Annotated in this window: 13 protein-coding genes; 6 read left to right on the top strand and 7 right to left on the bottom strand. The window is 57.5% G+C overall.

Going from position 1 to position 15552, the window contains the following annotated elements; translation table 11 throughout:
- The first annotated feature begins 204 nt into the window (after positions 1-204).
- Positions 205-1836, top strand: a complete 1632-nt coding sequence (locus Q7T36_RS02895) for an electron transfer flavoprotein-ubiquinone oxidoreductase (protein ID WP_304844081.1) — start codon at positions 205-207, stop codon at positions 1834-1836.
- Between the two features lie 66 nt (positions 1837-1902).
- On the opposite strand, the gene Q7T36_RS02890 is transcribed toward Q7T36_RS02895, so the two are convergent.
- The 4 genes from Q7T36_RS02890 to Q7T36_RS02875 form a co-directional block, all read right to left on the bottom strand.
- Complete coding sequence (locus Q7T36_RS02890; RefSeq protein WP_304843821.1) at positions 1903-2403, bottom strand: GDYXXLXY domain-containing protein; 501 nt, start codon at positions 2401-2403, stop codon at positions 1903-1905.
- Positions 2396-3457 carry a DUF4401 domain-containing protein gene (locus tag Q7T36_RS02885; protein ID WP_304843819.1) on the bottom strand — a complete coding sequence of 354 codons (1062 nt, stop codon included), beginning with the start codon at positions 3455-3457 and terminating at the stop codon, positions 2396-2398. The genes Q7T36_RS02890 and Q7T36_RS02885 overlap by 8 nt, the downstream gene beginning before the upstream one ends.
- The gene (locus Q7T36_RS02880) at positions 3444-4409 is read right to left on the bottom strand and encodes a DUF2157 domain-containing protein (RefSeq protein WP_304843817.1); all 966 of its coding nucleotides are present in this window, start codon (positions 4407-4409) and stop codon (positions 3444-3446) included. The genes Q7T36_RS02885 and Q7T36_RS02880 overlap by 14 nt, the downstream gene beginning before the upstream one ends.
- Positions 4410-4552: 143 nt before the next feature.
- A complete protein-coding gene (locus Q7T36_RS02875; RefSeq protein ID WP_304843815.1) occupies positions 4553-5194 on the bottom strand; it encodes an OmpA family protein in 642 nt (213 codons plus the stop codon).
- Positions 5195-5389: 195 nt separating this feature from the next.
- Between Q7T36_RS02875 and Q7T36_RS02870 the strand changes: the two genes are divergently transcribed.
- Complete coding sequence (locus Q7T36_RS02870) at positions 5390-6472, top strand: 3-deoxy-7-phosphoheptulonate synthase (protein WP_304843813.1); 1083 nt, start codon at positions 5390-5392, stop codon at positions 6470-6472.
- A gap of 55 nt (positions 6473-6527) precedes the next feature.
- Here the strand turns inward: Q7T36_RS02870 and Q7T36_RS02865 are convergent, their stop codons facing one another.
- The 3 genes from Q7T36_RS02865 to Q7T36_RS02855 all read right to left on the bottom strand — a co-directional run bounded on the left by Q7T36_RS02865 (position 6528) and on the right by Q7T36_RS02855 (position 10371).
- On the bottom strand, positions 6528-7019 hold the full coding sequence (locus Q7T36_RS02865; protein WP_304843811.1) for a 3'-5' exonuclease: 492 nt from the start codon (positions 7017-7019) through the stop codon (positions 6528-6530).
- 80 nt (positions 7020-7099) lie between these two features.
- Positions 7100-9271 carry a malate synthase G gene (locus Q7T36_RS02860; protein WP_304843809.1) on the bottom strand — a complete coding sequence of 724 codons (2172 nt, stop codon included), beginning with the start codon at positions 9269-9271 and terminating at the stop codon, positions 7100-7102.
- A gap of 95 nt (positions 9272-9366) precedes the next feature.
- A complete protein-coding gene (locus Q7T36_RS02855; protein ID WP_304843806.1) occupies positions 9367-10371 on the bottom strand; it encodes a LysR family transcriptional regulator in 1005 nt (334 codons plus the stop codon).
- 138 nt (positions 10372-10509) lie between these two features.
- Between Q7T36_RS02855 and Q7T36_RS02850 the strand changes: the two genes are divergently transcribed.
- The 4 genes from Q7T36_RS02850 to Q7T36_RS02835 all read left to right on the top strand — a co-directional run bounded on the left by Q7T36_RS02850 (position 10510) and on the right by Q7T36_RS02835 (position 15547).
- Positions 10510-12111 (top strand): isocitrate lyase, encoded by a 1602-nt coding sequence (locus tag Q7T36_RS02850; RefSeq protein ID WP_304843804.1) that lies wholly within the window; start codon positions 10510-10512, stop codon positions 12109-12111.
- Positions 12112-12214: 103 nt separating this feature from the next.
- Positions 12215-12763 (top strand): DUF2939 domain-containing protein, encoded by a 549-nt coding sequence (locus tag Q7T36_RS02845; protein ID WP_304843802.1) that lies wholly within the window; start codon positions 12215-12217, stop codon positions 12761-12763.
- A 138-nt stretch (positions 12764-12901) separates the two neighbouring features.
- Positions 12902-14710 carry an aspartate--tRNA ligase gene (gene aspS / locus Q7T36_RS02840; RefSeq protein ID WP_304843800.1) on the top strand — a complete coding sequence of 603 codons (1809 nt, stop codon included), beginning with the start codon at positions 12902-12904 and terminating at the stop codon, positions 14708-14710.
- Positions 14711-14800: 90 nt separating this feature from the next.
- Positions 14801-15547, top strand: a complete 747-nt coding sequence (locus Q7T36_RS02835) for a YebC/PmpR family DNA-binding transcriptional regulator (protein ID WP_304843798.1) — start codon at positions 14801-14803, stop codon at positions 15545-15547.
- The last annotated feature ends 5 nt before the right edge of the window (positions 15548-15552 follow it).

Raw genomic sequence — 15552 nt, 5'->3', positions numbered from 1 at the left:
GGACAAAATACCGTATAAAAAGTTGGCCTTTGCAGGTTGTGCTTTTATACTACGCGCGCTTCCCGCCTGAACGGGAATAATACTTGCATTCAACATGGTACGCGCCCCGCCCCGCTTTGAAAACGGCCGGGACGTGTATCCGTACGGTCCATCACCGGACCCGTTTTTCCTTGCCGTGAGGAGATAGTCGTGGAAAGAGAATCAATGGAGTTTGACGTCGTCATCGTCGGCGGCGGTCCTGCCGGTTTGTCGGCAGCCATTCGTTTGCGTCAGCTGGCCATTGAAAGCGGCCACGACATTTCGGTCTGTCTGGTGGAAAAAGGCTCCGAAATCGGCGCTCATATCCTGTCCGGCGCTGTATTCGAGCCGCGCGCCCTGAATGAACTCTTCCCCAACTGGAAGGAAGAAGGCGCTCCGCTGAACACCCCGGTCACCAAGGATGAAATCCACCTGCTGTTCAGCGAGACCAAGAGCAAGCTGATGCCCGACTGGGCCGTGCCCAAGCCCCTGCACAATGAAGGCAACTATGTTGTCAGCCTGGGCAACGTGGTGCGCTGGCTGGGCCAGAAAGCTGAAGAACTGGAAGTCAACCTGTTCCCCGGTTTCGCCGCCTCGGAAGTGCTGTTTCACGAAGACGGCAGCGTCAAGGGCGTCGCCACTGGCGACATGGGCATCGGCAAGAATGGCGAGAAGAAGCACTCCTTCACGCCCGGTTATGAACTGCACGCCAAGTACACGCTGTTTGCCGAAGGTTGCCGCGGCCACCTGGGCAAGCAACTGATCAGCCAGTTTGAGCTGGACAAGGATTGCGATCCCCAGCACTACGGCATCGGCATCAAGGAACTGTGGGAAATCGATCCCTCCAAGCATAAGCCCGGCCTGGTGCTGCACGGTTCCGGCTGGCCGCTGAGCGAGTCGCACAGTGCGGGCGGCTGGTTCCTCTATCATGCTGAAAACAATCAGGTCACACTGGGCATGATCGTCGACCTGGCCTACCACAACCCCTACCTGTCGCCGTTTGACGAGATGCAGCGCTGGAAGCACCACCCGGTGATCAAGCAGTATCTGGATGGCGCCAAGCGCATTTCCTACGGTGCGCGCGCCGTGGTCAAGGGTGGCCTGAACTCCCTGCCCAAGCTGACCTTCCCCGGCGGCTGCCTGATTGGTGACGACGCCGGTTTCCTGAACTTCTCGAAGATTAAGGGCAGCCACACCGCCATGAAGTCGGGCATGCTCTGCGCGGAAGCTGTTTTTGAAGCTCTGAAGGGCGGACGCGAAGGTCATGACGAAGTCACGGCCTACACCGAGAAGTTTGAAGGTTCCTGGTTGTACGAAGAACTGCACCGTTCGCGCAATTTCGGTCCGGCCATGCACCGTCTTGGCTTCCTGATGGGCGCGGCGTTCAACTTCATCGACCAGAACATCTTCCCGATGCCGATCACCATCCACGACAACACGCCGGATTATGAGTGCATGGATCTGGCGAAGATGTGCACCAAGATCGAGTATCCGAAGCCGGATGGCAAGATCAGCTTCGACAAATTGTCTTCGGTGTTCCTGTCGAATACCAACCACGAAGAAGACCAGCCGGTTCACCTGCAACTGAAGGATGCCAGCATCCCGATGGAGAAGAACCTGCCTCTGTACGACGAACCTGCCCAGCGTTACTGCCCGGCCGGCGTTTATGAAGTGGTGACTACCGGTGGTGAGCCGCGTCTGCAAATCAACGCCCAGAACTGCGTGCATTGCAAGACCTGCGACATCAAGGACCCTGCCCAGAACATCAACTGGGTGGTGCCGGAAGGTGGTGGCGGTCCCACCTACCCCAACATGTAAGTTAGCAATGCATTGTGTTTAAACAATGCAGGTTAAAATAATCCCGCTTCGGCGGGATTTTTTTTGTCATGGGTTGCCCAATTTCTCGCGCTTCTCCCCCCTCAAACCCACCAACAACAATTCACCATCATCCCCCACCCGGAATTCCCCGAACTTAGCCTTCGTATAACGCTCAGCAGTCCCCTCCTCAAAGAAAAAGGCATTCCCGGCCAGCTTGAAAACCCCATGGCGCAAACGGAATCTCAGCTGCTCGGTGTCCGGCGCGGTGGCCTTCGATCGCTCCCGTGAAATACCTTGCAAAGTCGCGACCCCCTCCTTGTCTAACTGCACCACCAGATACCCGTCCTGAGTCGGCTCGGTCTTGATATCCAGCCGGCTCATGGCCTCGGTTTCCACGGCATAACGCAGCCGCATGTAATCGCCCTGCATCAACGAACGGGGGTCCACAGGCGCCAGCGCCAGCAATACCACCCTGCCGTCGCGTAATTGCTGTTCCTTGTCCCAGACCGCCTGGTTGACCAATAACAGGATCACCAGCCCCAACAACACCGCCAGATGCCTACGCATGATCCTGGGCCTCCCGGCTATTCAGATGCAGCAGGGCATACCCGGCCAGAAACACCGCCGCGCTCACGGCCAATACCCCGGACTTGGCCAGCAACGAGGCATCCAGCAAATAATAATAACGGCCCAGATAGCCCCAGAAGGCCATCATGCCCAAGCCCAGCAGCACCCGATGCCCTTGGGCAAAACCCAGCAGCATCATCAGCCAGGCAATCGTCAAGCCTTGGGCTTGTTGGGAAATCAGTGCAATCGCCACCATGCCGCCCCATGCCAGTTTTCCGTGCCGTGATGACCAGCCAATACCGGACCTGCGAAGCAATAGTGCCGTACTGCCAAGCCAGACCCCGGCAATCAGCCATTCATTCAGCGTCAGTATCCACGCAGACGGGGCTTGAAGTTGACGTCCCTGCCGGGCAATTTCCGACCAAACCGACGGACTGATGATGGACGCCGCGTGCATCTGCAGCACACAGATCGATACGGCAAAGGCCACCGGACTCCACAGCTCCGCCTTGGGCAACCAGCGGGTTTCCGTCAACCACAAGACAGCCATGACCAGCATCAGCAGCGAAGGCACCAGCCAGAAAACCGTCAGATTGGCAAAAGCGGCTGACAGGGCATACACCACCGCCGTGGCGGAAAGAAAGCGGTGCACCGGTAAGGCAATCAACCACACCAGAACGGCCTGCACCGCCGCCCACAACAACCAGAAGCTGCTGTCCTGCCAGTAATCCTTCTGCCCCACCAGCCACAACACCTGCCCCGCCAGACTGGCAGCCAGTCCAAACTGATCCGCGAAGACCTTGCCGGGATGACGCAGCAACACCACGGCCAATGCCACCAGCAACGTGCCAATCCCCAAGCTGAACCAGGGTTGGTCAAACAAGCCATGGAACAACGTCCCCATGAACCCCAGCAGGAAGAAGGCGGCCAGCCAGCCCGAAAATCCTTGCAGGGTGCGCACGTACCAGGGCGGCAATTTCTCCACCGGCGGCATTTCACCCTGAACCAGCCCGGCGGCTGCCAGTTTTTCCCACAGCATGTCAGGCTTGCTCATGGGACATGACCTCATGTTCGGATTTCAGCCAGCGCACCGCAACCGACGATATACCGATAATCCATAAACTGATCACCAGGAATGCACCCAGTCCATCGCCATGGAACAGCCATTTAGCCAGCCCGACGGAACTCACCACAATGAAGGACAGGCATAGACCGGCCAGCATGAACAGGTCCGGGCGCAGGCGACGATAGGCAAACTGAAAGGCAGCCATCCAGGCTGCGTAGACACTCAACACCACGATGAACCGCCAACCATCCGGGCTAATAAGCTCCTCGATGGTTAAAACGGTCATGGCAAATCCTGAAGCAAGGGCCAGCAACCTTGGACCGCTGCGGGATGCAACCGTGACGGTCGCTGGGGCGGCTTTTTCCCAGGCCACGAGCGCCACGGTATTGAATGCCAAGGTGGTCCATTGCATGCCATCACTTCCCCACAGCAACGGGTGAACGCTGTCATACAGCATCAGGGAAAGGTTGACCAGAAACAGCCACAGCAGCCACAGTGAAGCCGAGCGGGCCAGCAAGGCCCAGGGGAGAATGAGTGCCGCCCAACTGGCAAACAACTGCCAGTTATCCGCGCCGGTCTGATAAGTCTGGCCGTAATAGGCCAGCAAGACCCCTACAAGAACGGCTGACGCCGTCAGTGACGCCTGCCCGACAACACGTGTCGGGAACCGCCAGTAAACCGTCAGGGCGGCCGCCAACAGAAGTTCAATCAGCCCGAACTTGGCAAACCGCCCCATGGCTTCCCAGTTGGCGGCAAAAAAGAAAATGACGGAGGACATTAGCATGGCGCCGCCGTTGCCCAGCAACAGACGCTCCAGAAACTGACGCCATTCCGAGGCTGCCGGGGTTACTCCGGCAACTTTCAACGCCTCTCCGATTTTACCGGGAGGCAGGGCGCCGGCTTCGGCCCATTGCTGAATTTGTGATTTGCTGGCGGTCATGATCCCTTCGACTGTGTATTTCTGAATGACAGGATAACGCACCTTCGACCAAAAAAATGAGAGGGCAACTATGCCCTCTCATTTTGTGTCACCTTGCTGATGGCGGGAAGACCGAACTATCAAGTCCCCCACCCTCCACCTGATTACATCGATTCAGGCGGGTTGATGGTGATTTCAACACGGCGATTCTGCGCCCGGCCGACTTCATTGCTGTTGTCAGCAATCGGCTTGGTCTTGCCGAAACCGACCGTGGTGATACGGCTGGCGGGAACACCTTGGGAAGTCAGGTACTGACCCACGGCATTGGCGCGGTCCTGCGACAACTTCATGTTGTAATCATCACGACCGACGTTGTCGGTGTGGCCGGACACGGTGATAGTAGTCTTGTTGAACTCCTTCAAGGTCTTGCCAACGCTGTTAAGCGTAGCGAAAAAGTCCGGCTTGATGCTGCTTTGGGCCGTCGGGAACGTAATGTTGCCGGGCATGATCAGGTCAATGGCGCCGGTGGTCTTGTCTTTTTGCACGCCAACGCCGGTGCCTTGCAGTTCGTCACGCAGCTTCTTTTCCTGGCTGTCCATATAGACACCGACACCACCGCCCAGCGCCGCGCCAATAGCCGCACCTTCACCCCGGTGCTTCTTGCCACCGGCCAGAGCGCCAACGGCAGCCCCGGTCAGGGCGCCAATGGCGGCCTTGCTGGCCTGACGTTCACCGGTATATGGATTTGTGGTGCAACCAGCCACCAGCAAGCTGCCGGAAATAGCGGCAATAAGAACGATACGCATGAGAGTCTTCCTTTGATACAAAAATCGATGACGCAGTTTTAACAGATGCCTGCCTCAATCTGTAATGTTTTCTTGTTACAATTTAAGATGAAATCTGTTTGTACACCAACCAGTGGCCTTCTCACTTCATTTTGGGTTGTTGCCTTGACCGGTTTCCCCCTACAATCCATGGTTTTACCGCCTCGATCCCGCATCATGACCATCGATAACCTGATTGAAGACATCAATGTACGTTCTACGGAAGTACTGATTACCCCGGCCGCCCTGAAAGACGAGCTTCCCCTGTCTGTCACCGCACGCAAGGCCGTGCTGACCGGTCGCCAGACCATCCGCAACATTCTGGATGGCAAGGACCACCGCCTGTTCATCGTCATCGGCCCTTGCTCCATTCACGATCTCAAGGCGGCCCGTGAGTATGCCGAGCGCCTGAAAGCACTGTCTGCCAAAGTGGAAGACACCCTGTATCTGGTGATGCGCGTCTATTTCGAAAAACCGCGTACCACCGTGGGCTGGAAAGGCCTGATCAACGACCCCGACATGAATGACTCTTTCGATATCCAGAAAGGTCTGCATGTCGGCCGGAAGTTGTTGCTGGAGTTGAACGAGATGGGCCTGCCCTGCGCTACCGAAGCGCTGGACCCGATGTCGCCGCAGTACATGCACGACCTGATTGCCTGGTCAGCCATCGGCGCCCGCACCACCGAGTCTCAAACCCACCGGGAGATGTCCAGCGGCTTGTCATCGCCGGTCGGTTTCAAGAACGGGACGGATGGCGGTTTGAAAGTAGCGATCAACGCCCTGCTCTCCGTGGCCAATCCGCACAGCTTCCTGGGCATCAACCAGGATGGACAGGTCGCCATCATCAACACCAACGGTAACCCGTACGGCCATGTGGTGCTGCGTGGCGGCGACGGCAAGCCGAACTATGACTCCGTGTCGGTGGCGCTGGCCGAGCGTGAACTGGACAAGGCCAAGGTGGCGCGCAACATCATGATCGACGCCAGCCATGCCAATTCCAACAAGGATCCGGCACTGCAACCGCTGGTCATGGACAATGTCAGCAACCAGATCATTGAAGGCAATTCGTCGATTGTCGGCCTGATGGTGGAAAGCCATCTGAAGTTCGGCCGTCAGGATATTCCTGCCGACCTGTCCCAGCTGGAATACGGCAAGTCCGTAACCGATGGCTGCATTGATTGGGCGACAACGGAAGAAGCCGTGCTGAAAATGCGCGACAAGCTGAAGGATGTGCTGCCGAACCGTCGTCAGGGAGCCTGATTCCTGACGCTCCTGCACCGGTTTTCCGGTGCAGGAACCCTCTTGTTTCCACCCTTTAATTTGCCCCCGATGCCGCAATCACAATCTTGGCACACGCTTCTGCGTCAGACAGCGCTTGGTGATGCACCAACGGTATGTTGAGAAATTCCGAGACCGCTGCCAGGTTCGCCCGTTTCAATCCCCAAGTCCTTTTTGCCAAGCGCACGGTACATTCAAACCGGACATCCGGCATGGCTACCCCCGCTGCCGCGCAACAGGCCGCCAGAACACCCCGGTCAAAGCCCGCATTGTGCGCCGCGACAAACTCCACCCCTTCAAATTCCTGTGCAATAGAGGGCCACAACTCCGCAAAGGTTGGCTGGTCCGCCACATCCGACCAGCGCAAACCATGAATGTGCGTAAACCGGAACAACGAACGTGGCGGTCGGATCAAGCTGTAGGTGCGTTTAATAATGCGGTCGTGCTGCACCCGCACCAAGGCAATCGCGCAGGCGCTGTCGGCCCCGTAATCGGCGGTTTCAAAATCGAGCGCAACAAACTCAGCCATGAAAACATCCCCTAAAAAAGAAGGGGACACCAAAGTGTCCCCTGCCGGATCAGATCCGTGTCACCACGGAGAACCGGGGCTTAGCCACGCTTCGCCTTCAGTTGCAGGCGGGCGGCGTGCAACAGCGGCTCGGTGTAGCCGGACGGCTGGACCGTGCCCAGGAACACCAGGTCGCAGGCTGCCTTGAAGGCTATGCCGTCATAACCCGGGGCCATAGCTGTGTAGGCGGCGTCACCGGCGTTCTGCTGGTCGACGATCACAGCCATGCGCTTCATCACGTCCATTACCAGTTCCTGGGAGACCACGCCATGGCGCAGCCAGTTGGCGATGTGCTGGCTGGAAATACGCAGCGTGGCGCGGTCTTCCATCAGGCCGACGTTATTGATGTCGGGCACCTTGGAGCAACCGACACCCAGATCCACCCAGCGCACCACATAACCCAGGATACCCTGGCAGTTGTTTTCCAGTTCGGCCAGCTTCTCGGCATCGGTCCAGTCGGTGTTCGGGGCCAACGGCGGGTTCAGGATGGTGTCGACGGCATCACCGGCAACCGACTTCAGTTCGTCCTGACGGGCCTTCACATTCACCTGGTGGTAATGCAACGCGTGCAGCGCCGCGCCGGTCGGGCTTGGCACCCAGGCGCAGGTGGCGCCGGCATTCGGGTGCGCTGCCTTGGTGGCGATCATTTCCTTCATTTCGTCCGGCTTCGGCCACATGCCCTTGCCAATCTGGGCCTTGCCTTGCAGACCGCAAGCCAGACCGATGGAGACATTGCGACGCTCGTAGGCAGCGATCCAGGCCTGCTTCTTCACGTCGTCCTTGCGGACCACCGGACCGGCTTCCATGGAGGTATGGATCTCGTCACCGGTGCGGTCCATGAAGCCGGTGTTGATGAAGATGGTACGTTCGGACGCGGCGCGGATGCACTCCTTCAGGTTGACCGAAGTGCGACGCTCTTCGTCCATGATGCCGACCTTGAGGGTGTTCTCCGGCAGGCCGACAGCCTTTTCGGCGGCGGCAAACAGCTCGACCGTGAAGGCCACTTCTTCCGGTCCGTGCATCTTCGGCTTCACGATGTAGGTGGAACCGGTGCGGGAATTGACCAGCTTCACACCGGCCTTGTCGGTCCGGGCACGCTGGCTGATCAGGGCGGTGACCATCGCGTCCATGATGCCTTCAAACACTTCTTCGCCATTCACCAGAATGGCCGGGTTGGTCATCAGATGGCCGACGTTGCGCAACAACATCATGGAGCGGCCGTGCAGGCTGAATTCCTGACCCTGCGGATTCTTGTACGTGCGATCGGCATTCATACGGCGGGTCAGTTGCTTGCCGCCCTTTTCAAAGGTTTCCACCAGCGTGCCGGTCATCAGGCCCAGCCAGTTGCTGTAGCCTTCAACCTTTTCCTCCGCATCCACGGCCGCCACGGAATCTTCCAGATCCTGAATGGTGGTGACAGCGGCTTCAATCAGCAAGTCATTGACATGGGCGGAATCATCTTTGCCGACATGATGTACGGGATCAACCTGAACTTCGACATGCAGGCCGTTGTTCTTCAGCAGGATACCGGTCGGAGCCGTGCTGTTGCCGGTATAACCCACGAACTGGGCCGGATTCTTCAGGCCTGTTTTGGAACCGTCGTTCAAGCTGACCACCAGTTGGCCGTTTTCAACCGCATACAGCGAGGAGTCCACATGCGAGCCGGACGCCAGCGGAAAGCTGTCGTTCAGGAATTGACGGGCAAAGGCGATCACCTTGTTGCCGCGCGCCGGGTTGTAACCCTTGCCCTTGTCAGCGCCGCCCTCTTCGGAAATCACGTCCGTGCCGTACAGGGCGTCATAAAGCGAGCCCCAGCGGGCGTTGGCGGCGTTCAGGGCGTAACGGGCGTTGCGCACCGGCACCACCAGCTGCGGACCAGCCAGTTGGGCCAGTTCTTCGTCCACATTCTCAGTAGTGATCTGAAAGTCCGGGCCTTCCGGCACCAGATAACCGATTTCCAGCAGGAAGGCCTTGTACTGGGCCTTGTCAAAACCGGGGTTGGCGCGGTGCCAGGCATCGATCTTGGCCTGCAGGTCATCACGCTTGGCCAGCAACGCCTTGTTCTTCGGGGTCAGTTCGACGACGACCTGTTCGAAAGCGCTCCAGTAGGCATCAACATCCACGCCGGATCCCGGGATGGCCTGGTTGGCAATGAAGTCATACAGTTCTTTGGCAATGGCCAAGTTACCGCGCTGGATACGTTCGGTCGTCATGAAGTTCACCTGATTGACAGTGAGCGGGGGAAAAATCGGAGGGCGATAGTGTACCGAAAAACAGGCCCGTATACCATTTTACGGGCCTGATTCGTTCAGTCTTCGTAGCGGGCGGACAAATGGCTGTGGATGATAGCCTTGTCTTCCAGACGGCGTTCTTCATCTATCAGCTGCCGGGCCACAAACAGGATCAACTGGCGCAGCCAGCGATGCGCCGGATGGTGATGCAGCAACGGACACCAAGCCATTTTCAACTCGAACTCGGGAATATAGAATGGCGGCTCCTTGATCACCAGCCGCAGGTTTTGCGCCTGCAGACGGGCCACACGCGTCGGCAACGTGGCTATCAGGTCGGCATTGGCCGCCAGCAAGGCGGGCATCTGGTAGTGGCGGGTGAAAATACTGATCTTGCGCTTCTTGCCGATACGGGCCAGCGCCTGGTCAATCCAGCCCAAACCACCGGATTTTTCCGGGTTGACGCCGAAACCGACGCCCATGCCGGTCTTGCTGACCCAGATATGCTGGGCTTCCAGATAGGAACGCAGGTTGAAGTGGTCCACCATTTCGCTGTCGCGGTGCAGCAGGCAGGAAAAGCTGTCCTGCCAAACCAGAACCTGGTGGAACGACTGGGGAATTTCGTTGAAGCGGTTAATGGCCATGTCGACCTTGCCCTGCTCCATGTCGCGGTAGCTGACGTCGGAGGGGGTGAGGAAATCAAGCACCACATTCGGCGCTTCGGAACGCATGGCCTTGACCAGCGCCGGGATTAAAGTCGCTTCCGCATAGTCGGACGCCATGATGCGGAAAACCCGGTTGCTGCTCAGCGGACGGAACTCGGTGCGGGGCTCAAGAATCTGGCTGAGATCGGACAAAACTTCGCGAATGCTGGGCTGCAATTCCAGCGCCCGTTCGGTCGGCGTCATGCCTTCGCTGGACCGAATCAGCAACGGGTCATTGAACAAAACCCGCAACCGTCGCAGGATGTTTGACATCGCCGGCTGGGTCACGCCAAGCTGTTCTGCCGCCCGGGTCACATTTTTTTCCCTAAGCAAAACATCAAGATACGTGAGCAGATTCAGGTCTACGCGCTCAAGATTCATAAAATAAATACCGAAGATCAAGATGATAAATTAGCGAAATTATGCCACAAACTTTAGACTGCGCCCATTCCGTTAAGGCCTCTTTTCTTCATTTCAGAAGATGCTTTGACCCATCCCCACCAGCAACAGGAAAACGTCATGACTACGTACGCCTCTGCGATTGAACACGTCCGCGCCGTCAAGGCCATACTCGGTGGCACCTGGGGTGCTATCCATCCGGAAGATGCTGCCCGCATGATCGTGCAGAACCGCTTCCGCACCGGTCTGGACATCGCTAAGTACACCGCCGCCATCATGCGTAAGGATATGGCCGAGTACGATGCTGACAACAGCAAGTACACCCAATCCCTGGGTTGCTGGCACGGTTTTGTCGCCCAACAGAAGATGATCGCCAACAAGAAGTACTTCGGCACCACGTCCAAGAAGTACATCTACCTGTCCGGCTGGATGGTTGCCGCCCTGCGTTCCGATTTCGGCCCGCTGCCTGACCAGTCCATGCACGAAAAGACCTCGGTTCCGGCCCTGATCGAAGAAATCTACACCTTCCTCCGTCAAGCCGACGCCAAGGAACTGAACGACCTGTTCCGCGCCCTGAACAAGGCTGAAGATGCCGGTGACAAGGCCAAGGCCGCTGAAATCGAAGCCAAGATCAACAACTTCGAATCGCATGTTGTGCCTATCATTGCCGACATCGATGCCGGTTTCGGTAACGAAGAAGCCACCTACCTGCTGACCAAGAAGATGATCGAAGCCGGCGCCTGCGCCATCCAGCTCGAAAATCAGGTTTCTGACGCCAAGCAGTGCGGCCACCAGGCCGGCAAGGTCACCGTTCCGCACGAAGACTTCCTGTCGAAGATCAACGCTGTGCGTCTGGCTTTCCTGGAACTCGGCATTGACGAAGGCGTTATCGTCGCCCGTACCGACTCCGAAGGCGCTGACCTGACCCAGAAGATCCCGGTCTCCAAGGAGAAGGGCGATCTGGCTTCCCAGTACATCAGCTACCTGAAGACCCAGGAAATCGACATTTCCGAAGCTCAGGATGACGAAGTGCTGATCAAGCGCGATGGCAAGCTGCACCGCCCGAGCCGTCTGCCTTCCGGCCTGTACCAGTTCCGTGAAGACACCCAGATCGACCGCGTTGTGCTCGACTGCGTGACCTCGCTGCAGAACGGCGCTGACATGCTGTGGATCGAAACCGCAACGCCGAACGTTGCTGAAATCGCCCACATGGTCAACCGTGTGAAGGAAATCGTCCCGAACGCCAAGCTGGTTTACAACAACAGCCCGTCGTTCAACTGGACGCTGAACTTCCGTCAGCAAGCCTTTGACCGCATGGTCAAGGAAGGCAAGGACGTGTCCGCCTACGACCGCGCCAAGCTGATGAGCGTCGACTATGACAACAGCGAACTGGCCAAGGCTGCTGATGAAATGATCCGCACCTTCCAGGCCGATGCTTCCCGTGAAGCCGGTGTGTTCCATCACCTGATCACGCTGCCGACCTACCACACCACCGCCCTGCACATGCACGAACTGTCGAAGGGTTACTTCGGCGAGCAAGGCATGCTGGCTTATGTGGCCGGAGTGCAGCGCAAGGAAATCCGTGAAGGCGTTTCCTGCGTCAAGCACCAGGCAATGGCCGGCTCCGACATCGGTGACGACCACAAGGAAATGTTCTCTGGCGACAACGCGCTGAAGGCCGGTGACGCTTCGAAGAACACCATGAACCAGTTCGGCGGCTAATCGCTTCCACCGGTTCTGGAAAAGCCCGCGCAAGCGGGCTTTTTTATTTACAGAGACAAGTACAAAAAATTCAATTAATTACCGCTTACTTTAAGAGTGCCTTATGAAGAAAATCCTCATTCCGGCTTTACTGTTCGCCGCAGTTGGCGGCGGCTGGATCTATCAAACGCCCTACCGCGCCATCGAACGAATGGAAACAGCGATCCATGACCGTAACACCGAACAACTGAACCGCCGGATTGACTACCCAAAGGTCCGTTCCAGCCTCAAGGCTTCACTGGGGGCCGGCCTCAGTACTTCCTTGCTGGGCCGCCAATCCGACAGCGGCATGCAGGCCTTCGCCAACATGTTCGCCGCTGCCATGCTGAACCCGATGATTGATGCGCTAGTGACACCTGAGGGACTGGAACTGCTGTTACAGGCGGATATTCCTGACCCCAAATCCAGTGCCAAACCGGACGCCGCCTCCCCGGACAAGACTATTGCCATCAACAAACACTACGACGGGATCAATCGCTTCGTGATGACGGTATCCCGTCAAACCGTCCCGACTGTCACGGTCAACTTCATTTTCGAACGTGAATCACTGACCGACTGGATTCTCCGTGAAATCACTATTCCGGACTCACCCGTCAATTCACCCGCATCCTGACCGGAGCAGCGGCAAGGGTGGAACAGACTTGTCCGGTATTCCCCGGCTTTCTCTGTCTTGCCCGTTCAAACCCTGCCGTGTTTCAGGCATAATTGTCCCCTTTTTATTAACAACGACAACGTGTAGGCAGAACCTATCATGATGCGTACGCATTACTGCGGCAGCTTGACCGAATCCCAAATTGACCAGACCGTGACCCTGTGCGGCTGGGTGCACCGTCGCCGCGATCACGGCGGTGTGATTTTCCTCGACATGCGTGACCGGGACGGTCTGGTTCAGGTCGTGATCGATCCGGACACCCCTGAAGCCTTTGCTCTGGCCGACAAGTCGCGCAGTGAGTTCGTGCTGAAGATCACCGGTCGTGTGCGCCGCCGTTATGCCGGCACCGAAAACGCCAACATGGTCAGCGGACAAATCGAAGTGCTGAGCAAGGACATCGAAATCCTCGCTACCTCCGAGACTCCGCCGTTCCCCTTGAATGACGAGTTCGTGCAGGTGGGTGAAGAAATCCGCCTGAAGTACCGCTTCCTCGACATGCGTCGTCCGGAAATGCTGCAACGCATGCGCTTCCGTTCACAAGTCACCAGCAAGATCCGCACCTACCTCGACAAGCATGGCTTCCTGGATGTCGAAACTCCGGTACTGACCCGCGCCACGCCTGAAGGCGCCCGCGATTACCTGGTGCCCTCCCGCACCCAGCCCGGCTCGTTCTTCGCCCTGCCGCAATCGCCGCAACTGTTCAAGCAATTGCTGATGGTGGCCGGTTTCGACCGTTACTACCAGATTGCCAAGTGCTTCCGCGACGAAGACCTGCGCGCCGACCGCCAGCCTGAATTCACCCAGATCGACATCGAAACCTCGTTCATGTCTGACGAAGACATCATGAATGTCACCGAAGGTATGGCTGTGGAGCTGTTTGACGAACTGATGGGCATCAAGTTTGAAGCCTTCCCGCGCATGACCTATGCCGAAGCCATGCGCCGTTATGCCTCCGACAAGCCTGACCTGCGTATTCCGCTTGAACTGGTGGACGTGGCCGATGTACTGAAGGACGTGGACTTCAAGGTCTTTGCCGGTCCGGCCAACGATCCCAAGGGTCGTGTCGCCGCCCTGCGCGTGCCCAAGGGCAACGAACTGTCGCGCGGCAAGATCGATGAATACACCAAGTTTGTCGGCATTTACGGCGCTCGCGGCCTGGCCTACATCAAGGTCAATGATACGACCAAGATCAACAATGGTCTGGACGGTAAAGAATCCGGCCTGCAATCGCCGATCATCAAGAACATCAGTGATGCCGCCTTGCAGGAAATCATTACCCGCACCGGTGCTGAAAACGGCGACCTGATCTTCTTCGGCGCTGACAAGGCCAAGATCGTCAACGATGCCTTGGGTGCGCTGCGCGTTAAGCTGGGTCACGACCTCAACCTGCTGACCTGCGAATGGGCTCCGCTGTGGGTGGTCGACTTCCCGATGTTTGAAGAAGTGGACGATGGCAAATGGACCTCGGTCCACCATCCCTTCACCATGCCGCACGGCAGTGTTGAAGAGCTGAAGGCCAATCCCGGCGCCGCTACTTCTGTTGCCTACGACATGGTGCTGAATGGCACCGAAATCGGCGGCGGCTCCCTGCGTATCTACAACCTTGATATGCAAAAGGCCGTGTTTGAAGCCCTCGGCATTGGCGAGGAAGAAGCCCATGAAAAGTTCAGCTTCCTGCTGGATGCCCTGAAGTACGGCGCGCCTCCCCATGGCGGCCTGGCTTTCGGCCTTGACCGCCTGGTGATGCTGATGACCGGCGCAACGTCCATCCGTGACGTCATTGCCTTCCCGAAAACCAAGAGCGCCGAATGCCTGATGACACAGGCCCCGGCCCCGGTGGACCAGAAGCAACTGCGCGAGCTGGGTATCCGCTTGCGTGAAAAGGCAGTGGAACAGCCGCAGTCCTAAGGGGATTTTATCGTCATTCCCGGCTTGGTCGGGAATGACGACATCCCAAGCGATCTTTTTTTCACCCTCAGCACCAATTAGGAGACTGTCATGGCCGGTCATTCCAAATGGGCCAACATCAAGCACCGCAAGGATCGACAGGACGCCAAGCGCGGCAAGATCTTTACCAAGTACATCCGTGAAATCACCGTTGCTTCCCGCATGGGCGGCCCGTCCGAGGCCGACAACCCCCGCTTGCGCGCCATTGTCGCCAAGGCGCTGACCTCCAATCTCAGCCGGGACATCATCAACCGCGCCATCCAGCGTGGTGCGGGCGGCGGTGAAAGCGAAACCGTGCACGAGAATACCTACGAAGGTTACGGCGTCAACGGCGTTGCGGTACTGGTGGAAACCATGACCGATAACGTCAACCGCACCGTCAGTGATGTGCGTCATGCCTTCAGCAAGTGCGGCGGCAATTTGGGCACCAGCGGTTCGGTCGCCTACATGTTTACCCAGCGCGGTGAAATCACCTTTGAAAACGGTGATGAAGACAAGATCATGGAAGTGGCGCTGGAAGCAGGCGCTGACGATGTGATTACCGAAAACGGCAATGTCATTGTCATTACCAACGCCCACAATTTCGGGGCCGTGGAAGATGCACTGACCGCCGCCGGACTGAAAGCCAATCAGGCCGAAGTCACCATGCATGCGGCAACACAGGCTGATATTACGGATGTTGAAGCTGCACAGAAGATCATGAAGCTGATCGACATGCTGGAAGATCTGGACGATGTCCAGAACGTCTACAGCAATGCCAACTTCAGTGACGAGGTCATGGAGAAGCTGGAAAGTTAAAAGAG

This window comes from Fluviicoccus sp. (assembly GCF_030646115.1).
Classification (GTDB): domain Bacteria; phylum Pseudomonadota; class Gammaproteobacteria; order Pseudomonadales; family Moraxellaceae; genus Fluviicoccus.
Note: the sequence above shows the minus strand (reverse complement) of the source record. Positions and strands in the feature narration are given on the sequence as shown.